The organism is Paenibacillus sp. 23TSA30-6, assembly GCF_014858585.1.
GTDB lineage: Bacteria > Bacillota > Bacilli > Paenibacillales > Paenibacillaceae > Paenibacillus.
In genome coordinates this window covers 263,167-289,076 of the sequence record NZ_SLTL01000002.1, presented here as the reverse complement: position 1 = coordinate 289,076, position 25,910 = coordinate 263,167, and the positions used below count along the sequence as shown (strand labels likewise).

Below are 25,910 nucleotides of genomic sequence, written 5' to 3'. Positions count from 1 at the left end.
CTGCCACACACTATAAATTTCTCCGTAATGCATGGGCTCGTCTTTTGGATTCCCGCTTAGGATACCCATTATAAAAATCACTCCTTGTTTATTTTAATGTTGTACAAATTTATGATTCCCAGTAGTGAAGATTTAATGTGAAGGTAAAAGCAATACTGTCATTACAAATAATGGTTGTTGTTGCATTAATGATTTCAAGTTTTGGAGCGGTAATAGCATTTGCTGAACACAGTGAAACCAATATGGGCATAAACGACAATGGTAGAACACAAACGCTGACCAATAATAATAATGGCGATAATGATAATTGGGGATGGCTTGGTTTGTTGGGGTTAATTGGATTGGCAGGTTTAAGACGTCGCGACCATGAAAACGACAAAAAAAGATAATCGTAAATAACAACTCAAAAAACACCCTAAAAAATCTCTGCTGTCCTTAACTGGTCGGCGGATTTTTTTACTTACATAAATTACCACACCGATATATTTGGGTTGACAGCACATTTGGACAGCAGTATGCTTGCTAGGGAAATATTGATGTCCTCGTTAGGTGAGGCTCCTATACGAACATAAGCCACTGCCCGGAAACATCGAAAGATGCCAATGGGTATAACAGGAATTGCCGGATTAAGGCTCTTCTTAATGTGGCTAAAGAACTTTGGTTCTTTTACGTCGTATAGTGCTAAAGCTCGACTTGGGGGAATCGGATATTTGCATGCCTTATCTTGCATGCAGAACGACGCCCCTTCAGTTGAGCTGAGGGGCGTTTTTATTTCAATGTGTTAGGTATTGGCAGTGACATGGTTCCTGTGAGATAAGTAAAATATGGAGCCAACAATACGATATGGGAGAGGGGGGAACCATTCTATGAGTAGTCGAAGTTCGACTGAACCGGATCCAGAACCAGTGAGTCTATTGGCAGTCGGGTTAAAACTAGATCCCGTAATTGAGTATGGTTGTAACTCCTCTCCTACGGGGTAGTATTGGGCCTGACTGCCTTAAAACAAGGAGGCAGTCGACATGTCAAAAATGAATTTTTTTCAAAAAAAGCAGCAAAATAAAAGTGCTGCTCATATTCAAGGCTTTGATATTGAATTGAATCAGGAAAATACTCGTCGTATTGATCGGCTAGTCGATAGTTACGAAAATAGCATTCTTTCTCATTTAGATGAAGCGTACCAAAGAACGACAAGCTGGCAAGATCGTCTTGCGGATCGGATTGCATCATTCGGCGGTAGCTGGAGATTTATTACTTTTTTCGCTATCTTTCTGACCATCTGGATACTCTTGAACAGCTTGCCGTTTACTCGCTTTCATTTCGATGAACCTCCATTTATTTTGTTGAACTTGTGTTTGTCCTTTATCGCAGCATTCCAGGCTCCGGTCATTATGATGAGTCAGAACCGCCAAACTGCAAGGGATAAGCATGAATCGATCATTGACTTCGCGATCAACTACAAAGCCGAACAAGAGATTGACGATATGCAGAGCCACCTTCATCGGATCGAAGGCGAACTGATTGAGATTAAAAAACTCTTACTTGTTCTAAACAACCGAATGAATGAAGAACACAAATGACCCTTTGGATTATATGGAGGCCTCGTAGAAAAGTTGGATTGTCAACACTAAACTAGACAATTTTTTTGTGGTGCCTCTGCTTGAACTCAGCCGGACTCAAGTAATCCAGAGAACCGTGAATCCGAATATGGTTAAACCAGTGTACATAGTCATGTAATTCTGTGGTTAGCTCAGCAAGACTTTCAAAATGACGTTTCTTCACAAACTCCGTTTTGAAAATTTTAAAAGTAGCTTTGTTTATCACATCTACGTATGGAATAGCTTAGCGAGTAAGTCACTGGTTTATTCCAATTCACTGACGATTAATGCGAATATTAGTCAAATTCTTAGTTTCAACATCGTAGGTAATACTTCTTACGAAATTTCTTGTTACAGGCACGGTTCCAACAGATACAGTTATCACGGTATTCGGAACGGATTCATCTGGAAACATGATTCCACATCAAAAAGTGCTGCAAGAAGAACTCACTCAAATTGCCCAACTTAACCCTAAGTTGAAGTAGCCGCAGTTTCTTTAATATAAAAGAGGAGGTCACCATGGCAAACGTACAAATCTCGCCAAGTACTAGTGTTCAGTTTGAGCCAACCATCGCGATAAACTGGCTCACTGTTTAGTCTAGTCAATTTCTTTATTTATACATACTGTATACCGTATCTTATAAAAAGGAGGAGTTCATGTGAGTGAATGTGGACATGAGCATAAGGTAAAACATTTTGGTGCTTTCACATCGCCAGCTGCAATTTTGGTACTTTTTATCCTGTTGGTTATCATCACTAAAGCCTGTTGGATTTAATTTTTAAAGTATCGTGGCGGTAACGTCCAATCCTTGTTTCGGTATAAAAGGCTCTACTGGTATGTAACCGGTAGAGCCTTAGTAATGTTTACTTGTATGCCCTGTCCTCTGACGTATTTGAGCTTATATTTATGTTGTACTGCAAATAAAGGAGGTTCAAGCCAAGAGCGGATATGAAGGGTAATGTAGTTGCTAGATCAATCAAGCTTACAGGCCAGATCGACAGCTCAGAAATGAATGCTTCAGATATAAAGGCCAGTACAGTTAAAGCAAGTACAATACGAGGTAGCAAGTTAATCGGTAATGAGATCGAGGGCGGTATCATTACGGGAGCCTTGTTCCGAACTGCTATTCATTTATTCAGATAAGAATGATACTGCAACATACGAAATTTGATAAGTTAAAGAACGGGATAACTCGCTTAAGAACGGTAAATCTGATTCCTTTCAAACAATCCCCATACCTGCTCTGCCATGTATTTAGGTGGATGAGGCATGTTATTTAAAATCCACCATTCAATTACCCCGGTGAACGCAAAGGCCATAAATTGCGTAATCAATTGCTTGTCATGCCCCTTATTAAGGTCCTCCATATTGACCTGATCTTTTATGTTCCCTGCCACGATCTCCAACATATGCTCCCGAAAAGCAGGGATTCCTTTATTCGAAAGCATGGAAGCGTAAAACGTATGGTTCTGCTCAAAGTATTGAAAAACAGGTAACAATGAATGGATAAAATTAACTTTCTCTTGGTTTGGATCGGTCGAGATGCAAATAGAAATCATTTTGCTCAAATGCTCATCGATGCATTTGTTAAGAAGATCGTATTTATCGGTGTAGTGAAAATAAATGGTTCCCCTATTAACATTCGCCCGATCCGCAATCTCATTAATAGTTATTTCTTCAAAATCCTTCTCCGAGATCAAACCGATAAATGCATTAAATATGGCTTCCTTCGTTTTTAGGATTCTTCGATCGATTTTAACTCCCATAATGTATAGCCCCCAGAAGATATTTAACAAATCATTTGAATCCGTTGAATATTAAACAAAAATCACTTTATTAGCGATTGAAGCAATCATCATATTCCATATAATAATAACCAACGAACGTTATATATTCAACAAAAGTTCGATTAAGTTTTGCTGTAACCTTGATGTTTATTGGGTTAAAAGAGCAATTTAATAATAAAGCATCGAGGTGATCGACTAATGAACATAACGCTTTTTGGTGGTAGTGGTGCGATCGGGAAAATTTTGACTGAGGTAACAATTCAAAACGGGGATAACGTTACCCTTTATGTTAGAAATGCGGGGAAAATTGGACAGAAACATGAGAAGCTAAATGTTGTCGAGGGTCAATTATCTAATCAAGACTTGGTGGAAAAAGCAATATCGAATGCTGATATCGTCATTAGCACATTGGGACCCGCGCTCGATACGTCCAGAAAATTAAAAGGTACCCCTGTTGCGGATGGTCATGAGGTTATTGTTACACTTGCTACTCCAACCTTGAAATCTGATAAGGATCGGAATTTATGCACCATGCAGCTTCAAACCAATCCTTAATTCATCAGATGCCGATTGTATACAACAATTAAGAAAGCCTCCGTTAGGTAAAAAGTAGCTGATTTATTGAGGTCTAAAACTGAGGAGGTGTTCAAATGGCAGAAAGAAGTGAAGTAAAGCATTCCGCTCTACATCATGTCGGTATTACAACAGGTAAAATCGACGAAATGTTGTTGTGGTACAGTAAGGCGATCGGAATGAAAATCAATTTCGAGAAAGTTAATCCAGCAAGTAACCTTCCGGGCGTTAAAGCAGCATGGGTGACGAACGATAAAGCAAACCACCGAATAGCGCTTATTGAAATTCCCGGATTACCTGTCGCTGAAACGGGTAGGCCTCGCTCAAGCATTAGTCACTTAGCATTCGAATACGATTCTCTTGATGATCTTCTGGATACGTATATCCGGTTAAGAGATATCGGTATTAAGCCTGTTGTAACGGCAGGTCAGGGTATCAGTATTGCCTTCTACTATAAAGATCCCGATGGTAATACAGTTGAGCTTACCATGGATATGCTCGGAGATTGGGACAAGTCCACTTCCTTTATGAAGACATCACCTGCATTTGCGGAAATGCCTATGGGGAAATATGTGGATGTTGAAAAAATGCTCAAGGCCAGAGGGCCCCGTAGGCGACTACAAGAAACTGCAAAAGCAGCAGCTGAATTTTAACTAGGAGGATATACAAAATGAAAACACTCGTAATTGTCGGAGCAGGTCCAGGACTAGGTCAATCGTTAGCACGTAAATTCGGCAAAAATGGATTTCAGATTGCCTTGATATCTCGAAACCAGAGTAAACTGGTTGATCTAGTTTTGGAGTTAGAAGAACAGAACATCGCGGCAGCTGGCTTTGCAACTGATTTGTATAGTAAAGAACAGCTGGAGGGTGCTTTTGCAGCAATCAAAGAGAAGTTTGGTTCAATTGATGTCGTGGAGTTTAGTCCAACGGTTGGCAACTATCCACCTACTCCAGCTTGGCAGGTAACAGACGAGAATGCCTTAGACATCTTTAACGGCTTTATGATTGGTGCAATTCGAACCGTCCAATCTGTCTTACCTGATATGATTAAGGAGGGCGAAGGCGCACTCTTGTTTACGACGGGCCTATCTGCAATTTATCCGATGCAAATAATGGGGAACATCGGTATTGCTATGGCTGGTTTACGAAACTATTTGATCAATCTTCATGCTGATCTTGCGCCTAAAGGTATTTATGTCGGACATCTCTCTTTGGGGGTATTCATTAAGCAGGGAACGCAAACAGATCCTGACTACATTGCTGAGGCGTGGTTTGACATGTACACTAGACGAGACAAGGCCGAAGAAACTTTTCCGGTCGGTGTAACCCCAGAAACAATAGTATGGTGATTTGAACTCAGTCTATTTTTTAACGAATAACGATAGTTCAATTCCACTGTAAATTCTTAAGAGAAACGTTCTATTATATATTTGTACCAGTCAATCCCTGAGTCTAATGCGTAGCCTTATATTAAGGACTCCTAATAAGTATTTGAGGTAACTGGTACAAGATTGTGGTTGGATAGCCTGATACAGTCAAACGCGCGTGCCAACCGATGCAGCGGTGTGGAAGCCAACTTAGATGAGCAATACCTTAAAAAACGGGTAGAAATTCTTCTGGAGTGGAAATCAGTGTTATTATGTCTTGCAGAAGGTGAACTGTCCCCCTTTGATAAATGGTGCGCTGAAATAAACTTGTCAGGAAGACCCTGAAGTTGAAAACATATTGAAAAATATCAACAAGACAAACAACCAATCAATGAATGAATGGGACGCTAGAGAAGCTTGAAAAGCTGGCTGAGAGTAATAGGAGTATTGAGCTGAAAGAAAAGCTACTTGGTTAGTTATGGATTCTGAACGGAATAGGAACAAACAATCCCCGCTAACCTTAACTGGTCGGCGGGGAATTTTTTCGTCGAAGTAATTTCCGCTTAGCCTTGCCAAATTTATTGAATGGCACATACGGTGTACGGTATCTAAATAAAAGGAGGAATTCATGTGAGTGAATGTGTTGGAGGAGCTGAGCGTAGGGAAGAGCGTAGGGAAGAGCGTAGGGAAAACTGTTTTGGTGCTTTCACATCGCCAGCAGCAATTTTAGTACTCTTTATTCTGTTGGTTATCATCACTAAAGCCTGTTGGGTTTAATTTTTAAAGCATCGTGGCGGTAACGCCCAATCCTTGTTTCGGTATAAAAGGCTCTATCGGTATGTGATCGATAAAGCCTTTGTAATTATTACCTGTATGCCCTGTACTCTGACGTATTTGTGCATATATTTATGCTGTACTACAAATAAAGGAGATTCAAGCCATGGGTGGATATGAAGGTGGAGCAGGTTATGGTGGACATTTCCTTGATAATCTGGATTCAAAACGTAACCCAATTCTGCATTAGTATCTTTGACATGAATACCAATGCCGCCGATCAGGATTCCATCGTTTTTCAGACAAATGGCTAGTTCGTAATCTTGTCTTGACTGTTCCTGCTGTGAAGCTAGAACTTGTTCTATATACGCCTTTGTATTCGGTCCCCATGCTGTATGCCTGGTGACTTCAGGCAATGAAGTGTACGTATGTATACTTTCCCAATCGGATCTGCAAATATCACGAATGATGAGCCGATTTGTCTCAATTTGTATAACTATTCCTCCTGTCTATATTCAAAAGACTCTGCCTAGTATTTTAAAAGGCTTAACACCTTAACCAATCATTTATGCGTTCGTAGCCTTTAAACGTTATGACCTCCATTTTACAATGAACCCAGACCTTTTGCCGCCTGAACGCAAACCGCAAGGGTGCGTCCGGCAAAAGGCAATTAGAAGATAATGAATGTGGTACTGGAATCCTCCTGTTATTGGCTATCTGGTTCATCCTAAAACAGCCTGCGCGCTGTGACGAAACGTTTTTGCCATTTATCGTCAAACGTGTCAAAATGAACGCCGCGTTCTTTGGAGAAGGTATGCAGCAATGTGTTGTTCCCTGCATAGATCGCCACATGGCCGATCACCAGGCCGCGTGCGCTGAAGAACAGCAGGTCGCCTTTGCGCAGCTCGTTCAGCCCGACCTCCCGCCCTTCTTTAGCCTGATCGTAAGAGACACGGGGGAGGTCGATAGAGAGCGTATGCCGGAACACTTCCCCCACAAAAGAAGAACAATCAAAGGTCGATGTCTGTCCGGTTGCTGCGCCGAATTCATAAGGGGTACTGAGAAATTTCTCACCGTAGGCGATCAGTTCATCTCCCTGCCGTTCCGCCAGGGATGGGCTGGAATAGTTGCTGTATTTTGGTTTTGCCGATATGTATCCGGTCAGGTTGTCTTTAGTACGCACTTCCAGCCAGAGAGCATTGACCTCGCGGATGACATGAACCTTTTCGTCGGCTGGAATAAGCCGCAGGGAAGGGGAAGTTACCGATGAATCCGGTTTGCTGCGCAGGTTGACCCCGGAAAGAACCGTTGTGAAAAAATCGTCCCTGGAGGCAATTCGGATCGTCCGGGTCAAGGCATCCCACTTTACTGTGCTCCCAAGTGCTTCGCTTACAAAACGTAGTGGAATCATCGTGTTGCCCTTAACCATCTGTCCGGGAACATTCAGGGATAGCGTATTGCCATTTAAGGTTGCAGCGAGTTCCCCGATGCGGTAGGTCAGCACCGTGTCGTTTTTGGTTGCCGTTACGGTTTTGCTGGATCCATCCCAGGAAAGCCTGGCTCCTTGCGCCTCAAACAACTGGCGCATGGGGATGAGCGTTGTCCCGTCTAGCAGCAGCGGCTGGGCGGCAAGCTGAAGCGGGCGGTCATCTACATAAACGGTTGTCACCGGAGTCGTCCGTACCGACTTTGCATACGACGGGTTTGCTTGGAGCAGTGATACCGCTAGCAGAGCTAGAAATGCTTTCTTGTTGATTGTCATGCTGTTATCACCTCATTGTGAATGTGTTCATCTAAGTTGTACGAGACTGCATCCGATTAGTTGTGTACCAAATATTGTATTCATCCGAAAAACAAAACAAACAAAAATAAAACTAAATAATATCTGTGTTTTATCATTGACAACAAAATAAAATAAAGATAAAATTACATATGTGAAATATTTCACTTTATAAAATAGTTCCTTATTTAGCGAGGCATCAAGAAGTGAATCCTTTAGGAGGCCGATTTTTATGAGCGCACATGTATTTTTTGTACCGTCTATCAATCTAATGGGAAAAGGCTGTTTGCATGAAGTTGGACCCTATATAAAAGAACTGAATTTAAACAAAGCACTAGTCGTGACGGATAAGTTTTTGATGAAGAGCGGTATTGCAGGCAAGGTCACATCCTTGCTGGATGATATTGGCTTGGACTATGCGGTATACGATGAGGTCAAACCAAATCCGACCTGTAAAAATGTACATGATGGCGTTCAATTTCTGGAAGAAAACAGATGTGACTTTTTAATTTCCATTGGCGGAGGATCACCACAGGATACGGCTAAGGGAATCGGCATTATTGCTACCAATGGGGGACATATAACCGATTATGAGGGCGTTCATAAATCCAAGCATAAATCGCTACCTATTGTTGCTATTAATACCACGGCAGGAACATCCGCTGAAATCACGATCAATTATGTCATTACGGACGAAGAGCGCAAGGTCAAAATGGTTATGGTTGACAAGAATAGTGTAGCTACAATTTCGGTAAACGACCCTGTACTGATGGTAGACAAACCCGCCGCGTTAACGGCAGCTACAGGACTAGATGCTTTGACCCATGCCATTGAAGCTTTGGTTACTCCAGGTTCCTATCCTGTTACGGATGCGACCGCATTGGCAGCAGTAGAGATTATTTTTAATCATTTGGCCCGTACGGTGAGAAACGGTCATGATATAGAAGCACGTGAGCAAATGGTATACGCTATATTCTTGGGAGGACTTGCATTTAATAATGCTGGATTGGGTTACGTTCATGCGATGGCGCATCAGCTTGGCGGTGTATACGATTTGCCTCATGGTGTTTGCAATGCCATGCTGCTGCCGATTGTGGAGGAGGAGAATGCCAAGCATGTACCAGAGAAGTTTCGTGCCATCGCTAAGGTCATCGGTTTTGAAGATAAGGGGAAAACGGATAAGGAATGCGCAGACTATGTAATCAAAAGAATCAAAGACCTGTCGAAGGAAGTTGGGATTCCTTCCAAACTTTCTGAACTGGGTGTAAATGAAGTGGATTTGGATCTGCTTGCCGAGAACTCAATGAAGGATGCTTGCGCTCCGGGCAATCCGTTCATACCTAGCAAAGAACAAGTTATCGAGATGTTTAAGAAAATTCTTTAAATAAAAGCTGATATTATTTTGTTATATACTATAAGGGCTGTCCCAGGAACTGATCGAAGAATACTGGGAACGGCCCTTTTTATTCACATTTTCTGCTAAGAGATTTGTGAGACTAGAGATAAGACAACCCCATTGAATATTAAGGGCACTGCTTTTTCGGCTAAGGCTGCAGGGGACTCTTTTTTTCCTTCCACATTCCAGCGAAAGGTTACACCATAAATGGACCAGCTTAATATGTTCGCGGCAAGTTCTAACGTTCTTTGGTCTGTATTATTGGCTTCTCTTGTTATGAGTTGAAGTATGAATTGCTCTAATTGATTCTTAATATGTTCTTCCAGGATCGGTGCCACTGAATTATATTTATGAACGCATTGGTTACTTGAGTCATGATAGTCACATAACGAAAGAATAAGTTTCTGAATGGTCTCCTCCGACAAACGTGCCTCAGCATCAATCCTCTTGATAACATACTCCAAAAATGCGTCTGACAAAAGGGTTTCAAGCAGTGCATATTTATCTTGAAAATGTGCATAGAACGTGGCACGGTTAATGGTGGCCTTTTTGGTAATGTCATTGATCGTAATCGTGTAGAAGTCTTTCTTATTTAATTGGTCAACGAATGCGTCGAGAATTAATCTACGTGTTCGAATGACGCGCGGATCGTTTGGGTTGGGTGAAGTTACACCAGGCATCCTCAAGACACTCCTTTCAGGTAAATCAAATGATTCCCCCATTATAAACATGTGTTGTTTTGTCAACAAGTGAATTTAGATATACAACAATTTCATAACCCTTTTGGTTAAGCAACAGAATGAACATTTTGTCGGTTGAATGATAAATTAAACATTGCTAACATTTTACTTGCACCCCGTTTGATGATGCACGAGCCTTTTATATAATCCTTTTAAAACGATAAAAGAAAATGAGGAGGTACAATCCTTGAGTAATCAACCGCAAAATGTCCATTCAACAGAAGCTTTATTTCAACCTTATACCATTCATAATCTGACCTTACAGACTCGTATTGTAATGCCGGCAATGGGCCGCGCTTTTTCACCAAATGGTGTGCCAGGACCGGATGTAGCCGCTTATTATCGCCGTCGCGCAGAGAATGATGTAGGTCTTATTATTACTGAAGGCGCAGTGATTGACCATCCGGCTGGAACAAGTGAGCCGAGGATACCTAATTTTTATGGGGAAGCGGCTTTAAACGGTTGGGCTGAAGTGGTCAGACAGGTTCATGAGGTCGGAAGCAAAATTTTTCCACAGCTTTGGCATATGGGGATGGCTCGTCCTTTGGGATCTCAGCCGAACCCGGAAGCGCTGTCGATTGGTCCATCAGGGCTGGACCTGGAAGGAAAAAAAGTAACCGAGCCGATGACAGAAGAAGAAATCGTCAAGGTCATTGGGGCCTATGTCGATGCAACTGCGAATGCAAAACGACTGGGCTTTGACGGCGTTGAAATTCACGGAGCACACGGCTATCTGGTTGATCAATTCTTTTGGGAGAAAACGAACCAACGTACGGATCGCTATGGTGGCGATATCATAAAACGTGCTCAATTCGCCATTGAGCTTGTGGAAGCTATTCGTGCTGAGGTTGGCCCTGACTACCCTATTGCCATGCGCCTATCCCAATGGAAAATGAATGATTACAACGCAAAGCCGTTCGATACACCGGATAAACTGGAGCAATTCCTGAATGTATTAGTACAAGCGGGCGTGGACATCTTCCATTGCTCGGCACGTCGCTTTTGGGTACCTGAATTTGAAGGCTCCGATCTGAGTTTTGCCGGATGGGTGAAGAAGCTGACTGGAAAAACCACGATTACGGTTGGCTCTGTAGGCCTGGATGAGGATTTTGTAAGTCTCTATACGGAAGGGAAAGGGGCAGGACACCAAGATATTAATGAACTTCTGGAACGGATGGACAACAATGAATTTGATCTGGTAGCTGTTGGGCGTGCGCTTCTGGGCGATCCTGCATGGGCTACGAAAATACGTGAAGGCCGAATTCAAGATCTTCAAACTTTCACACCTGAGGTACTTAAAACGCTCAACTAAAATATCCCATGCTTCGAATATCTCTTCATTTCATAAATAAACAATGTAAGCCAAAATACTCAAAGTCATAGGAACTTCGGGTATTTTGGCTTTTTAATGTGTCTGCAACAGCAGTCCACCATCAACCATTTTGAATTAAGTCATCACAGATTCCCACTTGCTCACTTTTTTACTCAAGAACTTTTGAAGCTCCTCTTTATTGTTGCTTAGCTTATACAATAAAGAAAGGGCAACTTGAAGCATTCATACGTTAAACTTAGAACCAGATCAGGCTGACAAAAAATACTTGATATATATAGATGTCTATGTAATAATGCTTGTATGTTAAAAAATAATGCAGCTGCACTGATAGGAACCATTAGAGACTCGATCAATAAATTGATTGTGTCTGAGCTCGAATCGAATGGAATTGAAGGGATTGTACCTACCCATGGTGGAATCCTAATGTTCCTTTATCAAAAGGACGGGCTTTCCATTAAGGAATTGACGCAAAAAATTTCTCGTCAGCAGCCAACAGTTACTGTTTTGATCGACAAGCTAGTGAAGTTGGGGTATGTCGAAAGAAAAAAGGAAAGGGAGGATAGCAGAGTTACCCTGATATATCTGACCGATAAGGGAAGAAAGCTGGAGCCTGTGTTTGAGGCGATCTCCAATAGATTAAAAGAAACCATTTATGGTGGTCTCAAAGACGAAGAAAAAGAACAACTGGAATATCTGCTGGAACATGTAAAAAACAGATTATAAATTTTTTTGAGTAAATGCATAGATATCTATATTAATGTCAAAATAACAATAAAACATCTGGAGGTTATTAAAATGAAACATCTTATCATCTATGCTCACTCTAACGCTGAAAGCTTTAATCACGCGATACTGGAAACCGTTGTGAATACCTTGAAAGAAAAAGGTGACGAAGTCGTTGTACGCGATCTATATGCTCTTGATTTTCAACCCGTATTAAAACCTGAGGATACTGCTGCTATGAGAGCTGGGCAAACTCCGGCTGATATCAAAGTAGAGCAGGAATACATCTCACAATCGGATACGATTACATTTATTTCTCCTATTTGGTGGACAGGTCTTCCTGCTATCCTGAAAGGTTACGTTGATCGTGTATTTGCCTACGGCTTTGCATATACGTCTGGTCCGGAAGGGATTAATAAGCTGCTTACAGGTAAAAAAGGTTTTATTGTGAATACACACGGTACTCCCAACGCGATCTACGATGAAATCGGTATGACCGCAGGATTGAAGATCACTTCGGATACGGGGATTTTTGATTTCGTTGGGATTGAATCCGTCGGTCACTTGCTGCTTGGAAGTATCGGTTACCTTGATGAAGATGGCTATAAAGGACTATTGAAGCAGGTCCAAGACACCGTCAAATCGGTGTTATAACGAAACTATATTATCACATTGAAAGGCTGTTCTTACCGTTAAGAAATGTACGGCAGTCTTCAAATGATGAGGTCAACCAGCATTTACTGGTTGGCCTTTTCTTCTATATAAGCTGACTCCGAATGCGCAGTGGCAATACATGAAACCTTTAAGTTCAGTTTATATAGATGCTAATATCCTTCGACGGTTTTGGAATTTCCCTCTACGATTAAGGACATGTAAACGTCAATAGGATCCTCACTTTCAACTTTAAAACCAAACCGTTCATAAAGACGTCTGGCAGAGCTTCCTTGCAGGACATTTAAGGTTACACGGTTTCCTTTTACATCATTTTGTTCAAGTAGATTTCTTAATACTTGACTGCCGACCCCTTTACCTTGGTAATTGGGGTGAATATAAAAATGCTCCAATAAATAACCATCTAACGTCGGTTTAAAAGCTATGCAACCAACAAAAGAAGAATCCACTTCGATGATCCAGGTATGTACAGAGTCGAATGCATCACGGAAGCGTTGCCGAACTTTTTCTTCATCAAATCTTCCTAACCTGGTTAAATCGTTACGCAGTACAATGGCCCGTAAATGAGCTATGGTTTCAACATCGGAATTTTGGGATTGGCGAAGAGTAAAAGGTTTCATCTAATGTAACAACTCCTTTATCGTAAACAGGCAAGAGGTGACCAGCATATTTTTTTCTTATTCGACGCTGAGTTCTCATAACCCTTGTATTAAAATTCACAAATAATTCATTGTTATTATCGTCAGCAATTCATTATAGTACATAGTATTAATAGTTAACTATATGTATTATGTGTTCTACGGAGGTTCACTATGAAAGATTATGAACTAAGGGACGAATTGAGAGAATCCGTTAACCGGATTTATGACATGGAATTATTCGGTAGCCTGACGGAGCTTGTTCAGGGGGAAAACCACGTGCTTCAATATTTAGTTCAGCATCGAGATGATGAAATTAATCCATCCTTACTCAGTGACCACCTGCATGTATCCAGATCGAGAATTACGGCAGCGCTTACGGGATTAAGGAAAAAAGGCTATGTGACCATGGAAATGTCTGAGCATGACAGACGACGAATGTGTGTAAGGCTTACACCAGAAGGTGCATCCCTGATTAAACAGAAACAAAAGAGAATTGAAGGCTATTTTGAAGCGCTGGTAGGGGATCTGGGTGAGGACAATGTCAGGGAATTTATACGATTGATCGAGCTTTCCATTCGTATTATGAATGCGGAATCTACTGAAAAATAACATAATGTGAGGGTGTACAGGATGAAGTATAAAATAATAGCAGATAGCTGCTGTGATTTAACGAGAGAGCTTAGAGAAGAGATGCAAGTTACTACGATTCCGTTAAATATGACGCTGGGAGATAAATGCTTTGTAGATGATGAAACGCTAGATTTACCTCAGTTTATGGAAGAAATGAAAGCCTGTACAACCAAGATCGGATCGGCTTCACCGTCACCTATGCTGTATAAGGAAGCATTTCAAGGTGAGCATACTTCTTTCGCCATTACATTATCCAGCAATCTGTCCAGTTCGTATTCAAGTGCATTAGTTGGCAAGGATATGGCGGAGGAAGAAGGGGCTAATGTTCATGTATTCGATTCGAAAAGCGCGTCGGCTGGACAAATATTGTTAGCTCTAAAATTACGCAAGCTGATCGACGAGGGGTATCATAAAGGAGAGATTATTTCTTCACTGGAAAGCTTTATCACGAAGATGAAAACCTATTTTGTCCTAGAGAATCTGGACAATTTGGTGAAGAACGGACGAATGAATAAAATTACAGGAAAGATACTTTCATTCCTGCATATCAGACCCATTTTGGGTTCAGACAGTGACGGAAATATCGCATTGTTTACCCAAGCGCGTGGTCAAAATCAAATCATTGAAAAGCTGGCAGATACGATCGAAAAAAGTGGTCGGGCTACGGAGGGGGAAAGCATTGTGATTACCCACTGTAATAATCCCGGGCTTGCGGAGAAACTGGTGAATGCGTTGAAGAACCGATATCAATTTAAGGATATTCTGATTGTGCCCACCAGAGGAATCAGTTCGATGTATGCCAATGACAAAGGAATTATTATGGCGTTTTAAGCTATTGGAGTGAATGGTACTCTCTTATTAAATCAAGGTTTATGCCAATTCGAGCCTGAGTTGGTGTAAGCCTTTTTGACATGCTGATAAACACATTGAAATACTATGAATAATATGGAGCAGGGAAAAATATGACTCGTACGAGTACAAACGAAGTCATACGCAGGAATTTCAGATTCACCCGGAAGCACGGGTCGGTTGGATGACATTGTAACAGATGGAAAGCTGCCCTCAGGAACGGAAAAGTTTGATACCGCGTTATTTGTGCCCGCAGGCGGGTATCATCACCATATTGGCGGCAATGTATGGAATGGAGAAGGTAACCCCCATCCTCCCGCTCATGCGACAGGGGTTAAGGAAATTATACTGCTGCTTCCTGACGATGGATCTTTGTGGAAGCTAAAAAACACATAGAGCTTGACGGCCATGCAACCCATGGAGAAGTGAATGGATTTTCTGCCATGACCCAAGCGGGAAACAAGCTGGTGTTTGATATTAGCAGATGAGCAGGTCAGCCATACGTTAAACCGGATGTATCCATGTCTAACTTAATTTTTTAATAACCACGGAAGCATTTACGTTGGCTTGGGTACCTCCAGCCAAGGTTTGCAGGGTAACCGCAGCGGCAGAGCTATGATTTCGCAGGGTAAGGACATCACCGGATGCTAGAGCGAGGATGGCCTGCCCTGTGTTTTGCTGCGTACCAGCTCCTGAGCCGTATATGGTTCCTGCTGCCAGAGTGCCATTAATAAATATGGCAAATTGGCCTGGCTCTACACCCGATACTGAAAAGTTAACTTCATAGTTCCCCGCATCGGTAACTGCAATCTGCGTAGTACCGGGAGCATGGGTAATTCCAGGTGTAAGTATACCGTTCGTATCGAAAATGACATCTGCTTCTATTGGAACGACTTGGGATCCTAAGTTGTAGATATAACCAAACTGAGCTATTCCACCTGCGGTTCCTGTAGCTCCCGTAGCCCCGGTGGCCCCCGTCGCTCCTGCGGTACCCGTAGACCCAGTGGCACCTACCGCACCCGCAGGACCTGCTGGACCGACAGCCCCTGCAACGCCAGCAGGACCTGCTGGACCAACTGCCCCTGGAATGCCCGCAGGACCTACGGGACCTGCTGGTCCTACCGCACCCGCAGCTCCAACTGCGCCCGCAGTGCCCACAGCCCCCGCTGCGCCTACATTTCCGGCAGCCCCAACGGTGCCCGCAGTGCCCACAGCCCCCGCTGCGCCTACATTTCCGGCAGTCCCAACGGTGCCCGCAGTACCCACAGCGCCTGCAGCGCCCACATTTCCCGCAGTTCCGACGGCTCCAGCAGTACCCACAGCGCCCGCTGCACCTATAGCTCCAGTTGCGCCTGTTATACCTAAAACATTTTGGGGTATATTTACACGGACGATTTGCTTTCTGACGACGATTTCCTTGCAAAAGCACTTTCGTTTCGAATGGCATTTTCTCTTCGGACGTTTTTTACTAAACCAAGAGCGGATAAAAACGTCTTTTTTACGGCCTTTCTTTCGTTTCAATTCGGGACGACCCAATACAAACACCTCCATATCGATTTGTTGTATACTACTCCATTCATCCATGGCAGGCATGGACATCTGTCCTGTCGTTGATAGGCAATGATCTATTTTTGGATAAAAATAGGTCTTTGTACAGGTACATTCATCTAGTTATATAAAAATAGCGCCCCCGGCTGTTACCTTGGTTCACACCAAGGAACAGCCGGGGGCGCCAGAAGAAGCGCGCCGTAATTATGAAGCGGTTTGAAGCCGCTTTTTGCGCATGTATATAGCGTACAAAATGCCGCCTAGCAGGCACAAAGTACAAGCGAAGCCTGCCAGCAACCAGGCTGAATCGACAGCCCCGCCGCGATCCATGCTGTGTCCGAGCCATAATGGCAGCAGAGCGCCCCCGACTCCACCTGCGCCAATAAGCAGGCTGGTTGTGGATTCTTCTGTGCCGGGCATCATCTTGCTGGCAAAGACGAGTGCGATCGAAAAGATACCGGACATGCCTAGCCCTAGCAACGCGATAAGCACAAAGGCACCAGCAGTTCCCTTGACCAGCGGGAACACGCAGAGTAGCATAGTCGCAGCAAGCGAGCTAAGGGCAACAAAGACACCATAGCCGTATCGGTCGGCAATGTTTCCTGCGAACAGTCGCCCGGCCGCCATTGCCAGCCAGAAGCAGGTAACACTGAGTGCCGCCTCGGCTTGGGAAAGGCCCAGCCGTTCAATGAACATAGAAGGTAGGAAATTGGCAAGGCTCATTTCTGTCCCTACATAGATAAAGAAAAAGATGATAAACAGTGCCAGCAGCCGCCAATTTCCCGCAGCGTTCACTTTAGAAGCTCCCTTGGATGAAGAATGTGGGGCCGAGCCGGAATGCGTATGCCTTTCCCTGGGACGCCCATATTCGTCCAATACGGCATCCAGCTTGCCGAAGGACCCCCGTAGCCAGGCTACGACTGCCACCGCCGCACAGACGGAGATGACAGGGAAGGCCAACCGCCACCAGCCAAGGGCGATCAACTGGCTGGCAACCGCAGGCATAGCTAACGCGCCGATCCCGAAAAAGACCTCCAGACGGCTCATCGCCGCACCCGTTCCTTCGGTAATACCGCTAATCACGATGGTTCCGATGACCGCTTCCACCATGCCGAAGCCAAAGCCAGCTACCGCTCCGACGGCATATAGCCAACCCCATGGGGGCAGCAGTGAGTAGAGCACTTCCGCCGCACACAGCAGCAGCAAGGCGAATACCAGCGTCCGGCGTTTGCCAAACTGCCTTGCAAGCCATGGCGACAGCAGGACGCCAGCCAGAAAACCGGAAAATTGGGCGAAGATTAGACTTCCGCCCTCCGTATAATTCCGGCCATAGTGCTCCAACAGCACGGGCAGCAGAGATCCTACAACCACGTGCGCCAGGCCAATTAGAAAATAAGACAAGCTGCCAATGCATAGCAGTCGTTTCATGATGAACTCCTTTGATACCTGAAATTGCACTTATACCGTAAAGTGAACGACAATGTAAGGTATTAAATATTTATGATAATTCCAGCACGTGAAAGCCATAGCCTTCGATGGTAACATCTCCTTCCAGGAATTCGCCGCTGAGCAGCTCATGTCCTTTTTGTTCATCCAGATGATAATTCTGTTTCTCGGCGTTATGGTTCAAGATGAACAAATACGATTTTCCATCCTTGGAGCGAACGCTGGCCTCCACACCCGCAGGAGCACGCAGCAAGAACGGAATCTCTTTTTCCTCACAAATATAGACCAGCAGACCGTCCAGGAAAGCTTCTTCAGGGTCCGAAGCCACATACCATGCTTCACCTTGACCAAAACGATTGCGTGTCAGCACAGGCATTCCCTGATAAAAATCATCGCCGTACTCTGCCAGCACCTCGGCACCTTCGCTATGCAGCAGGTCGCAGAGTAAGCCGCATTCATATTCCCCTTGTAATGCTCCCACCTGTTCCTTCAATACGATCCGATTGCGTGACTCCGGCAGAAGTGCGTCAATTTCTTCTACCCAAACTCCGAGAAGCTTACGTAGCTTACCCGGATATCCTCCGGTTGTGACCAGATCGTTTTCATTCACAATTCCGCTGAAAAAGGTGGTGACAAAGGTGCCGCCATGTTCAGTAAATTGTTCCAGTTTTTCCGCTGTACCCGGCTTGACCATGTAGAGTACAGGCGCGATAATGAGATCATATTTCTGGAAATCTGATTCCACGGAAATCAAGTCTACCTGGACGTTACGGCGGAAGAGGGCGGCATAGTATTTATGCACCTGATCGACGTAATTCAGTGCTACAGAAGGACCGCTTGATTTTTCCAGTGCCCACCAATTATCCCAATCGAACAAAATGGCTACTTTTGCGTTCACGGTGGCATCCAGCAGCGTATTACCTAATGTGCCAAGCTCGCTGCCGAGCTGTGCCACCTCCCGGAATACACGTGTATTCTCATGACCGGCATGCTCAATCACAGCCCCGTGGAATTTCTCACAGGCTCCAATGGAACGGCGAAGCTGGAAGAACATGACCGTGTCCGCGCCATGCGCTACCGCCTGGTAACTCCATAACCGCATGACACCAGGCCGCTTGAGCGAATTGTACGCTTGCCAGTTTTGCTGGCTCGGTGTTTGCTCCATCAGCATAAACGGCTGCCCATCCTTTAGACCGCGCATCAGATCGTGGGCCATCGCGGTATAGCTCGGTGGGGTATTAGCCCGCGGATAGCTGTCCCAAGACACAATATCCATGTGCTTTGCCCATTTGAAATAGTCCAGTTGCTTGAAAAAGCCCATCAGATTGGTCGTTATGACAGCTTCGGGGATATGCTTTTTGATCGCGTAATACTCCAGCAAATAGCATTCCAGCATACTGTCTGAATTAAAGCGTGCGTAATCAAGGGAAATGCCCTGAAAGGTGGAGTGGTTTTCGCCCCAATGCTCGCTCAGATTATTGGGGGGTACAATTTCATCCCAATCATAGAAGGTGTGTCCCCAGAACGAAGTATTCCATACCCGGTTTACTTCTTCCAGTGTTCCATATTTTTGTTTGAGCCACACTCGGAATGCAGCAGCACAGTTATCACAATAGCAATCCCCGCCGTACTCATTGGACACGTGCCACACGAGGATCGCGGGATGGTTTTTGTAGCGTTCTGCCAATCGGTCAGCCATGCTCTCCGCATATTTGCGGTAGGTGGGACTGTTCGGACAGGAATTGTGGCGTCCGCCGAATTTTCGTTTGCGCCCGTCGACATCAACCCGGAGAATATCCGGATATCGAGTCGCCATCCAGGCAGGGTGAGCCGCAGTGCTGGTGGCAAGACACACAAAGACACCGCTTTCATATAAACTGTCGATGAATTGATCCAACCATTCAAAATGATATGTGATTTCATCGGATTGAATTTTGGCCCAGGAAAATACGTTGACTGTGGCGATATCAATTCCTGCCAGCCGGAACATCCGTAAGTCCTCCTGATGTGTGGTGTCATCCCATTGCTCAGGGTTGTAATCTCCGCCGTAAAATACTTTAGGCAGTTTACCGCTTATCATGCCAATCACCTCTATATATAAGAATAATTCTATCTTATAATACAAGTAAACGCTTTTAAATATAATAAAATGAACATGGATATAACAATATGGATCAACATTAAGGAATACATAACCGCGTGCGCCGGAGGTGCTTTTTATGATTTTAACTCCCCATCATTTGCGATTTTTTCTGACTACGCGTGAGCATTCTTTGCCGCTTTTTATCGAAAGTATCGGATTTAACAGCAGGCAGGAGGATGTATCCCGGCCGGAGGGATATCCCTGCTTTCACTGGATTCAGACGGTGTCCGGGGAAGGGGTATTCACGTTCAAGGGGGGCTCTTTCCGTTTGGGAGAACATGCCGGAGTTCTGCTGCTGCCGGGAGAGTCCCATGCTTACAGCCGGGCGACGAAAGTATGGCGAACGCTGTACATTACGTTTGATGGACCGATAGCCGCTGCTGTGCTGACCGAACTCGGATTGAAGCACACGCGCGGGTATCATTGGGACGCTCATAGTGAACTGCACAGCTTCGGAGAAAGTATGCTTCATTCTATGGCGAGTGAACGGGATTTATCAGGGCTGGACGCTTCGGCCAATATGTACCGCTTTCTAACTTTGCTGCGCAAACATGGTCAATACAGCTCTATGCCTTCCTTGTCTCATAATGTAGAACGTTTGGGGCCTGTGCTGGCTTTTATGGAAGAAAATTATGCCAGCCCGGATATCGGCCTGTCCGATATGGCGGTGATGATGAATGTCAGCGCCCGTCATTTGAATACATTATTCAAGCAGGCATTCGGTGTGACCTCTTACGCTTATCTGATCGTCATACGTCTGCGCAAGGCTAAGGAAATGATGACTGATTTCCCGCACTTAACGGTAAAAGAGATCGCCGAGCGGGTAGGGTTCCGTGATGTCAGTCATTTTGTGGCGACTTTCCGCAAGGCCGAAGGAATTACCCCTGAAAGATTCAAATTATTGTATTTATAAGGGTATTTTATCGAAATACTCTTTCTTACTCGGGAATGCTCATTATAGGAAGCATTCCTTATTGTTTTTTTCAGGATGAGGGAGTATAAAATAATAGTTCATTTGTTTCATCAATCTGATGTTCAGGTGACATAATAACATATGATCCAAAGTTCTTCTGCAAAACCCTCATCCAAAGAAGGAGTTAACGAAATGCTGAGTAAAGTCAAAAGATTACTAATCGGTCGTCCACGAAAATCGACGGCTCTTGAAGATGAGAAACTAAACAAGCTTAAGGCTCTGGCCATCCTGTCCTCGGATGCGTTGTCCTCTGTAGCTTACGGAACAGAGCAAATTCTGCTTGTTTTGATTACAGCGGGCTTCGCTGCCCTATGGTACTCCATTCCTATATCCATCGCGGTATTGGGGTTGCTGATCATTCTGATCCTGTCCTATAGACAGACCATTTTTTCCTATCCTGGTGGCGGGGGAGCATACATTGTTGCACAGGACAATTTGGGAAAGGCTCCGAGTCTGATTGCAGGTGGCTCTTTGCTGGTCGATTATATTTTGACGGTAGCAGTCAGCTCGTCGGCGGGTACAGATGCTATTACATCGGCGTTCCCATCATTGCATGATCATCGGATCGCGATTGCACTGATCATGATCATCTTTTTGACCATTATGAACTTGCGCGGGGTGACGGAATCCGCCTCGGTGCTGGCTGTACCGATTTACTTATTTGTTGTTGCCATTTTTGTTCTGATTATTAGCGGTATCATCCATTACGTGGCAGGAGGAGCCCACGCTGCGGCACCGCAATTTGGAGCTACGGTATCCAACGTCAGTCTGTTTCTGCTGCTGAAGGCGTTCAGCTCAGGTTGCTCGGCGTTAACCGGGGTAGAGGCTGTCTCGAATGCCATTCCGAACTTCCGCAAGCCTGCTGCCAAAAATGCGGCAACTACGCTGATGATGATGGGCTTGATTCTCGGGTGTATGTTTATCGGAATCAGCCTGCTGGCTTATTGGTACGGTATTCGTCCTAATCCGCATGAAACGGTCATTTCGCAAATTGCGAACGCCACTTTCGGGCGCGGTGTGATGTATTACATCATTCAAGGCGTGACGGCGATGATCTTGTTTTTGGCTGCGAATACAGCTTATTCGGCCTTTCCGTTGCTCGCATTTATGCTGGCCAAAGATAAATACATGCCGCATATGTTCATGGTTCGCGGAGATCGGCTTGGTTACTCGAACGGTATTCTGTTTCTGAGTATTTTCTCGGCATTGCTGGTCATCGTATTTGGCGGCAATACGGGAAATCTGATTCCGCTTTATGCTGTAGGGGTATTTATTCCGTTTACGCTTTCCCAACTGGGAATGATGATTCGCTGGATTCGTCTCAAGCCATCAGGCTGGGTCGTCAAGCTTGCTATTAATACCATTGGAATGCTGACCACGCTGTCCATTACGCTTATCTTTATTTTCACCAAGTTTAGTCAGGTGTGGATGATTTTTATCTTCCTGCCGCTGGTTCTGTATTTCTTTATGAAGATCAATAGACATTATAAAAATACGGCTGAGCAGCTGCGGATAGATATTACGAAGGATAAACCTATGGTCAAAGGCAATACAATCATTATTCCGGTAGCTGGTATTACACGGGTCGTGATGAATACCATCAGCTATGCCAAGACCTTGTCGGATAATGTGGTTGCTGTATATGTAGGTGTTGATGATGAAGCGATCCGCAAGATGGAGCAAAAATGGGAAGAGTGGGATGTAGGGATCCGATTGGTGGTGCTGAAATCCCGTTATCGGAGCATTATCAATCCGCTTCGCAAGTTCATTGATACGGTGGAGTGGAAAAAAGCGGACGAAGATCATATTACCGTCCTTATTCCGCAATTCATCACGAAGCACTGGTGGGAAAATATTTTGCACAACCAGACCAGCCTGCTGATGAGAGCTTATTTGATCAATTACAAAGACGTTATTGTAACGACTGTTCCTTTTCATTTAAACAAATAAATCGTATAAGAGTCCTTGCAAGGGGACAGGCGTTTATAACATGAAAAAATGAACATCTTTTGGCCGCATGTCGTTGCGGCTGGAGGGTGTTTTTTTCCATACCGACATATTTACTTTAACGATACGTTTTGTGTATTATAGATACAAAATGTATCATTAAAGAACCGATATGGAGGGATACGATGCCCGTAGCCAAGGGTGAAACGGAACATAACAAGCTGCAATTTGTAGATACGCTGAGAGCATTGGCGATTATGGGCGTGTTGCTTGTCCATGTCAGCCAGCACGTAGAGGGACTAAACGGATGGTTGCAAAAGGGTTTAAGTTTGGGAGCGAAAGGGGTCGCTTTATTTTATCTGGCTAGTTCTTTTACGCTCTTTCTGTCTTTGAGCAGACGTATGGGCGACGGGAAAGAGGGGGTCTCGGCGTATCTGGTGCGTCGTTTTTTTCGTATTGCCCCGTTGTATTACGTTATGCTAATCATCTATTTGGTTGTGAACGGGACAGGGCCCCGTTTCTGGCTTGGGGATCAGGAAGGGGTTACCGTTGCCAATATCGCAGCCCATATTTTGTTTCTGAATGGCCTGAACCCGTACTGGATCAACAGCATTATCGGTGTGGAGTGGTCCATTGCGGTGGAATGTATTTTTTATCTGTGCGTGCCGCTATTATTTAAGCTCATCCAATCGATTCGGCATGCTGCCTGGTTTGTGACCGACGCGCTTGTACTGAGCTTCGGACTGAATACGGTGTTTGCGTATGCTCCATGGATCAGTGATCACTCGTTATGGGGACATTATCTGTATTTATGGTTTCCCAACCAACTGCCTGTTTTCGGACTGGGGGTATTGCTGTTCTTCATATGGAAAGACGAGCGGCATTGGAAAAGTATGGATCGATTCAGCGGGGGATTGCTGCTTGGCTCCGTACTGTTTTCTCTTTGTACGGGGATGACGGATTATCTCATCGGTGTCCTGTTGCTGCTGGCAGCCTATGCTTTGTATCACTGGCAGCCTGTGTGGCTGCTAAACCGGGGATGGTCATGGATCGGCTGCCTTAGCTACAGTATGTATTTGACGCATCTGCTTGCTCTGGAGATGGTCAATCAGATTGAGCTACCCTTTTCCCCTGTTGTTAATATGACTCTGATGTTTATCATGACACTACTGTTGACTACAGGTCTGTCTTGGCTCACCTATTCTTGGATCGAGCAACCGGGCATACGTTGGGGAAAAAAGATCATATCACGTATGAAGTCTGTGCGCTCACAGAAAGATTCGGTCAAGGAAAGTGTTGCCTGAGCTGGAGCTTTTTTCTCCATCCGATAACATTTCGTTGAAGTGCTTAAAGAAATCTATCAAATCATTGAAAAGACCTCTTGAAAAGTAGGCCGCAGCCCTCTATATTCGATGTACATCCAAGTTTTTTGAAAACACCGATGAGATTTGTTGGAATTGAAAAGGAGATGCATGTATGCTTGTGAAGCCTTTCGGCTTTTTAGTATTTTCCACGTTTGAAGGAGTGGCAGTTTTTGCGCTCATTCTTAGTATTTTTAAAGTTAAAATGACTCCTTATGTATGGCAAGCGATTTTTGTGAACCTGATTATGAACTTGCAAAGTTATTTGCTGAGAGAGGAATTTTCCCTCGCTTATCTGGTGCCTGTCATTAACATGCTGCTTTTTATCTTTTTGCTCGCTACGATGGTGAAAATTCCGATTGTATGGTCAGGTATTATGACGGTTACCGGTTATTTTGCTTATGCGGTCATTCAGTCGGTGCTTTTAAAAGCGATGTTCGAGAGCCTGCCAGTCTCTGAGCTACAGGACGGTTCCCTGAAGGGCTATCTGCTGCAAATGGTAAGTGCGGTGGCAGGACTGCTCATTTCATTTATTTTGTATCGAAAAGGCATCGGGTTTGCCGTTAATTTCAAAAAGCTTAAATTTAGAGCTGAATACGGCATTGTGATTACACTCATTATTTTATCCTTCATATCCACCTCTATCGTGCTGTACTACAACGAGGTATGGTTAAATATGATGTTTTTTGCACTGGTATCGGGATTCTTCATCCATTATGCGGTTGGAAAGGAATATCGGGATGATTGAAACGATGGCTTTCAAGCTTGCTAACCAGATCAAACGGACTGTGCCGGATCATCCGGCTTCTATCCCGGTACTTAAATATGCACTGGCTCTTATTATAAATGCCTCCATGATTATTGTGCTGACGCTACTCGCCTCATTCTTCACCGGGCGGACGGCAGAGGCTGTGACGATTCTAGTGGCTTTTGCCTTGTTGCGCCAAATGTCAGGAGGGATTCATCTAAAAACAGGGATGGCATGTATTGTGGCGACCTCTGTAGCTTTTACAGCCATATCCTTTATCTCTTTACATAGTTGGTGGACAAACGTGTTCACCGGATTATCCCTGCTTCTTGTCTTATGCTTTGCCCCGTCCAGAATTGAAAAGCAGTCGCGCATTCCATCCCGGTTTTATCCCCTCCTGCGACTTTTAGCATCTCTGCTTGTATGTACTAATTTTGTAATCGGTTCCTCTGTAGTGGCTGTTGCTTTTCTAGTCCAGAGCCTGACGTTGATTCGGAAAAGGAGGTGAGGAAAATGGTGAAAAAAATCGTATATGGTCTGGCAACATCGTTGTCTATGTTTGCTGCATTTGCTGTGTCGGTAGCGAGTTATGTGTATGTCTATCAGGGAGATACGCCCGAGGAGCTGCTTAAATAGTATAACTTCATTTCCTTATATACATAGGCTGCCAGCGAGCAGCTTCTTTTTTTGCAAAAAAAAAATCAGGCGCTCCATTAAGAGCGCCCGAATGGGAGAGGAGAAACCGGACGAAGAGCTTATGGGGAAACGTAAGTCTTCTCCGCGGTTGTCTACGACATTGGTTGAATGCCGATATCTTAAGGATGCCCACGATATGGTTTTTTATACCTCCTCAAACCCTACATTTTTCAAACGGCTATGCA

Annotated in this window: 25 protein-coding genes, 4 pseudogenes and 1 riboswitch; of the genes and pseudogenes, 19 read left to right on the top strand and 10 right to left on the bottom strand. The window is 44.3% G+C overall.

What is annotated here, in order from left to right; translation table 11 throughout:
* A pseudogene (locus tag E0698_RS27595) lies at positions 1-69 on the bottom strand (DUF3231 family protein); the annotation flags it as partial.
* Positions 70-170: 101 nt separating this feature from the next.
* Between E0698_RS27595 and E0698_RS27430 the strand changes: the two are divergent.
* Together E0698_RS27430 and E0698_RS03195 are read left to right on the top strand one after the other, a co-directional pair.
* Positions 171-389: a WGxxGxxG family protein gene (locus E0698_RS27430; protein ID WP_149095869.1), complete on the top strand. Its 219-nt coding sequence runs from the start codon at positions 171-173 to the stop codon at positions 387-389.
* A gap of 145 nt (positions 390-534) precedes the next feature.
* Positions 535-707: riboswitch (M-box (ykoK) riboswitch) on the top strand.
* 312 nt (positions 708-1,019) lie between these two features.
* On the top strand, positions 1,020-1,577 hold the full coding sequence (locus E0698_RS03195) for a DUF1003 domain-containing protein (RefSeq protein ID WP_149095782.1): 558 nt from the start codon (positions 1,020-1,022) through the stop codon (positions 1,575-1,577).
* Between the two features lie 52 nt (positions 1,578-1,629).
* Here E0698_RS03195 and E0698_RS03190 read toward each other — a convergent pair.
* A pseudogene (locus E0698_RS03190) lies at positions 1,630-1,812 on the bottom strand (IS3 family transposase); the annotation flags it as partial.
* Positions 1,813-2,792: 980 nt separating this feature from the next.
* Positions 2,793-3,362, bottom strand: coding sequence for a TetR/AcrR family transcriptional regulator (locus E0698_RS03185; RefSeq protein ID WP_192510573.1), 570 nt, complete (start codon positions 3,360-3,362; stop codon positions 2,793-2,795).
* Positions 3,363-3,581: 219 nt separating this feature from the next.
* Between E0698_RS03185 and E0698_RS03180 the strand changes: the two genes are divergently transcribed.
* The 4 genes and pseudogenes from E0698_RS03180 to E0698_RS26585 all read left to right on the top strand — a co-directional run.
* The gene (locus E0698_RS03180) at positions 3,582-3,938 is read left to right on the top strand and encodes an NAD(P)H-binding protein (RefSeq protein WP_149095783.1); all 357 of its coding nucleotides are present in this window, start codon (positions 3,582-3,584) and stop codon (positions 3,936-3,938) included.
* A 95-nt stretch (positions 3,939-4,033) separates the two neighbouring features.
* The gene (locus E0698_RS03175; RefSeq protein ID WP_192510572.1) at positions 4,034-4,609 is read left to right on the top strand and encodes a VOC family protein; all 576 of its coding nucleotides are present in this window, start codon (positions 4,034-4,036) and stop codon (positions 4,607-4,609) included.
* Between the two features lie 17 nt (positions 4,610-4,626).
* The gene (locus E0698_RS03170) at positions 4,627-5,307 is read left to right on the top strand and encodes an SDR family NAD(P)-dependent oxidoreductase (RefSeq protein ID WP_134910223.1); all 681 of its coding nucleotides are present in this window, start codon (positions 4,627-4,629) and stop codon (positions 5,305-5,307) included.
* A 717-nt stretch (positions 5,308-6,024) separates the two neighbouring features.
* Positions 6,025-6,102: pseudogene (locus E0698_RS26585) on the top strand (YjcZ family sporulation protein); the annotation flags it as partial.
* 53 nt (positions 6,103-6,155) lie between these two features.
* Here E0698_RS26585 and E0698_RS03165 read toward each other — a convergent pair.
* Complete coding sequence (locus tag E0698_RS03165; RefSeq protein ID WP_238353839.1) at positions 6,156-6,515, bottom strand: GNAT family N-acetyltransferase; 360 nt, start codon at positions 6,513-6,515, stop codon at positions 6,156-6,158.
* A 311-nt stretch (positions 6,516-6,826) separates the two neighbouring features.
* Entirely contained in the window at positions 6,827-7,861 is a 1,035-nt protein-coding gene (locus tag E0698_RS03160; protein WP_192510571.1) for a C40 family peptidase, read from the bottom strand.
* Positions 7,862-8,111: 250 nt separating this feature from the next.
* Here E0698_RS03160 and E0698_RS03155 point away from each other — a divergent pair, with 250 nt between their 5' ends.
* Entirely contained in the window at positions 8,112-9,263 is a 1,152-nt protein-coding gene (locus tag E0698_RS03155) for an iron-containing alcohol dehydrogenase (protein ID WP_192510570.1), read from the top strand.
* A gap of 95 nt (positions 9,264-9,358) precedes the next feature.
* Here the strand turns inward: E0698_RS03155 and E0698_RS03150 are convergent, their stop codons facing one another.
* Complete coding sequence (locus E0698_RS03150) at positions 9,359-9,955, bottom strand: TetR/AcrR family transcriptional regulator (RefSeq protein WP_192510569.1); 597 nt, start codon at positions 9,953-9,955, stop codon at positions 9,359-9,361.
* A 247-nt stretch (positions 9,956-10,202) separates the two neighbouring features.
* On the opposite strand from E0698_RS03150, the gene E0698_RS03145 reads away from it, so the two are divergent.
* The 3 genes from E0698_RS03145 (at position 10,203) to E0698_RS03135 (ending at position 12,725) form a co-directional block, all read left to right on the top strand.
* Positions 10,203-11,327 (top strand): NADH:flavin oxidoreductase, encoded by a 1,125-nt coding sequence (locus E0698_RS03145; RefSeq protein WP_192510568.1) that lies wholly within the window; start codon positions 10,203-10,205, stop codon positions 11,325-11,327.
* 321 nt (positions 11,328-11,648) lie between these two features.
* Positions 11,649-12,071, top strand: coding sequence for a MarR family winged helix-turn-helix transcriptional regulator (locus E0698_RS03140; protein WP_192510567.1), 423 nt, complete (start codon positions 11,649-11,651; stop codon positions 12,069-12,071).
* Between the two features lie 72 nt (positions 12,072-12,143).
* On the top strand, positions 12,144-12,725 hold the full coding sequence (locus E0698_RS03135; protein ID WP_149095791.1) for an NAD(P)H-dependent oxidoreductase: 582 nt from the start codon (positions 12,144-12,146) through the stop codon (positions 12,723-12,725).
* 170 nt (positions 12,726-12,895) lie between these two features.
* Here E0698_RS03135 and E0698_RS03130 read toward each other — a convergent pair whose 3' ends face one another.
* Positions 12,896-13,363, bottom strand: coding sequence for a GNAT family N-acetyltransferase (locus tag E0698_RS03130; RefSeq protein ID WP_192510566.1), 468 nt, complete (start codon positions 13,361-13,363; stop codon positions 12,896-12,898).
* A gap of 192 nt (positions 13,364-13,555) precedes the next feature.
* Between E0698_RS03130 and E0698_RS03125 the strand changes: the two genes are divergently transcribed.
* From E0698_RS03125 to E0698_RS27590, 3 genes and pseudogenes are all read left to right on the top strand, one after another.
* The gene (locus E0698_RS03125) at positions 13,556-13,993 is read left to right on the top strand and encodes a MarR family winged helix-turn-helix transcriptional regulator (RefSeq protein WP_192510565.1); all 438 of its coding nucleotides are present in this window, start codon (positions 13,556-13,558) and stop codon (positions 13,991-13,993) included.
* A 21-nt stretch (positions 13,994-14,014) separates the two neighbouring features.
* Positions 14,015-14,845 (top strand): DegV family protein, encoded by an 831-nt coding sequence (locus E0698_RS03120; protein WP_192510564.1) that lies wholly within the window; start codon positions 14,015-14,017, stop codon positions 14,843-14,845.
* A gap of 258 nt (positions 14,846-15,103) precedes the next feature.
* A pseudogene (locus tag E0698_RS27590) lies at positions 15,104-15,203 on the top strand (VOC family protein); the annotation flags it as partial.
* Positions 15,204-15,388: 185 nt separating this feature from the next.
* On the opposite strand, the gene E0698_RS27425 reads toward E0698_RS27590, so the two are convergent.
* The 3 genes from E0698_RS27425 to E0698_RS03100 all read right to left on the bottom strand — a co-directional run bounded on the left by E0698_RS27425 (position 15,389) and on the right by E0698_RS03100 (position 19,937).
* Entirely contained in the window at positions 15,389-16,183 is a 795-nt protein-coding gene (locus E0698_RS27425; RefSeq protein WP_443146898.1) for a BclA C-terminal domain-containing protein, read from the bottom strand.
* 432 nt (positions 16,184-16,615) lie between these two features.
* Positions 16,616-17,839 (bottom strand): MFS transporter, encoded by a 1,224-nt coding sequence (locus E0698_RS03105; RefSeq protein ID WP_149095794.1) that lies wholly within the window; start codon positions 17,837-17,839, stop codon positions 16,616-16,618.
* Between the two features lie 70 nt (positions 17,840-17,909).
* The gene (locus tag E0698_RS03100) at positions 17,910-19,937 is read right to left on the bottom strand and encodes a beta-galactosidase (RefSeq protein WP_192510561.1); all 2,028 of its coding nucleotides are present in this window, start codon (positions 19,935-19,937) and stop codon (positions 17,910-17,912) included.
* 139 nt (positions 19,938-20,076) lie between these two features.
* On the opposite strand from E0698_RS03100, the gene E0698_RS03095 reads away from it, so the two are divergent.
* The 6 genes from E0698_RS03095 to E0698_RS03070 all read left to right on the top strand — a co-directional run bounded on the left by E0698_RS03095 (position 20,077) and on the right by E0698_RS03070 (position 25,665).
* Positions 20,077-20,913 (top strand): AraC family transcriptional regulator, encoded by an 837-nt coding sequence (locus tag E0698_RS03095; protein ID WP_149095796.1) that lies wholly within the window; start codon positions 20,077-20,079, stop codon positions 20,911-20,913.
* A 192-nt stretch (positions 20,914-21,105) separates the two neighbouring features.
* Positions 21,106-22,923, top strand: a complete 1,818-nt coding sequence (locus E0698_RS03090) for an APC family permease (protein ID WP_192510560.1) — start codon at positions 21,106-21,108, stop codon at positions 22,921-22,923.
* A 182-nt stretch (positions 22,924-23,105) separates the two neighbouring features.
* Positions 23,106-24,224 (top strand): acyltransferase family protein, encoded by a 1,119-nt coding sequence (locus tag E0698_RS03085; RefSeq protein ID WP_192510559.1) that lies wholly within the window; start codon positions 23,106-23,108, stop codon positions 24,222-24,224.
* Between the two features lie 172 nt (positions 24,225-24,396).
* Complete coding sequence (locus E0698_RS03080; RefSeq protein WP_192510558.1) at positions 24,397-25,029, top strand: hypothetical protein; 633 nt, start codon at positions 24,397-24,399, stop codon at positions 25,027-25,029.
* Positions 25,022-25,537, top strand: a complete 516-nt coding sequence (locus tag E0698_RS03075) for an accessory gene regulator B family protein (RefSeq protein WP_192510557.1) — start codon at positions 25,022-25,024, stop codon at positions 25,535-25,537. The genes E0698_RS03080 and E0698_RS03075 overlap by 8 nt, the downstream gene beginning before the upstream one ends.
* Positions 25,538-25,542: 5 nt before the next feature.
* Positions 25,543-25,665: a cyclic lactone autoinducer peptide gene (locus tag E0698_RS03070; RefSeq protein ID WP_014281032.1), complete on the top strand. Its 123-nt coding sequence runs from the start codon at positions 25,543-25,545 to the stop codon at positions 25,663-25,665.
* Positions 25,666-25,910 lie beyond the last annotated feature (245 nt).

Coding starts and splice junctions, on each gene's coding strand:
- E0698_RS27430 (WP_149095869.1), top strand. CDS start 171: ATGGTTGTTGTTGCATTAATGATTTCAAGTTTTGGAGCGGTAATAGCA.
- E0698_RS03195 (WP_149095782.1), top strand. CDS start 1,020: ATGTCAAAAATGAATTTTTTTCAAAAAAAGCAGCAAAATAAAAGTGCT.
- E0698_RS03185 (WP_192510573.1), bottom strand. CDS start 3,362: ATGGGAGTTAAAATCGATCGAAGAATCCTAAAAACGAAGGAAGCCATA.
- E0698_RS03180 (WP_149095783.1), top strand. CDS start 3,582: ATGAACATAACGCTTTTTGGTGGTAGTGGTGCGATCGGGAAAATTTTG.
- E0698_RS03175 (WP_192510572.1), top strand. CDS start 4,034: ATGGCAGAAAGAAGTGAAGTAAAGCATTCCGCTCTACATCATGTCGGT.
- E0698_RS03170 (WP_134910223.1), top strand. CDS start 4,627: ATGAAAACACTCGTAATTGTCGGAGCAGGTCCAGGACTAGGTCAATCG.
- E0698_RS03160 (WP_192510571.1), bottom strand. CDS start 7,861: ATGACAATCAACAAGAAAGCATTTCTAGCTCTGCTAGCGGTATCACTG.
- E0698_RS03155 (WP_192510570.1), top strand. CDS start 8,112: ATGAGCGCACATGTATTTTTTGTACCGTCTATCAATCTAATGGGAAAA.
- E0698_RS03150 (WP_192510569.1), bottom strand. CDS start 9,955: ATGCCTGGTGTAACTTCACCCAACCCAAACGATCCGCGCGTCATTCGA.
- E0698_RS03140 (WP_192510567.1), top strand. CDS start 11,649: ATGTTAAAAAATAATGCAGCTGCACTGATAGGAACCATTAGAGACTCG.
- E0698_RS03135 (WP_149095791.1), top strand. CDS start 12,144: ATGAAACATCTTATCATCTATGCTCACTCTAACGCTGAAAGCTTTAAT.
- E0698_RS03130 (WP_192510566.1), bottom strand. CDS start 13,363: ATGAAACCTTTTACTCTTCGCCAATCCCAAAATTCCGATGTTGAAACC.
- E0698_RS03125 (WP_192510565.1), top strand. CDS start 13,556: ATGAAAGATTATGAACTAAGGGACGAATTGAGAGAATCCGTTAACCGG.
- E0698_RS03120 (WP_192510564.1), top strand. CDS start 14,015: ATGAAGTATAAAATAATAGCAGATAGCTGCTGTGATTTAACGAGAGAG.
- E0698_RS03105 (WP_149095794.1), bottom strand. CDS start 17,839: ATGAAACGACTGCTATGCATTGGCAGCTTGTCTTATTTTCTAATTGGC.
- E0698_RS03100 (WP_192510561.1), bottom strand. CDS start 19,937: ATGATAAGCGGTAAACTGCCTAAAGTATTTTACGGCGGAGATTACAAC.
- E0698_RS03095 (WP_149095796.1), top strand. CDS start 20,077: ATGATTTTAACTCCCCATCATTTGCGATTTTTTCTGACTACGCGTGAG.
- E0698_RS03090 (WP_192510560.1), top strand. CDS start 21,106: ATGCTGAGTAAAGTCAAAAGATTACTAATCGGTCGTCCACGAAAATCG.
- E0698_RS03085 (WP_192510559.1), top strand. CDS start 23,106: ATGCCCGTAGCCAAGGGTGAAACGGAACATAACAAGCTGCAATTTGTA.
- E0698_RS03080 (WP_192510558.1), top strand. CDS start 24,397: ATGCTTGTGAAGCCTTTCGGCTTTTTAGTATTTTCCACGTTTGAAGGA.
- E0698_RS03075 (WP_192510557.1), top strand. CDS start 25,022: ATGATTGAAACGATGGCTTTCAAGCTTGCTAACCAGATCAAACGGACT.
- E0698_RS03070 (WP_014281032.1), top strand. CDS start 25,543: ATGGTGAAAAAAATCGTATATGGTCTGGCAACATCGTTGTCTATGTTT.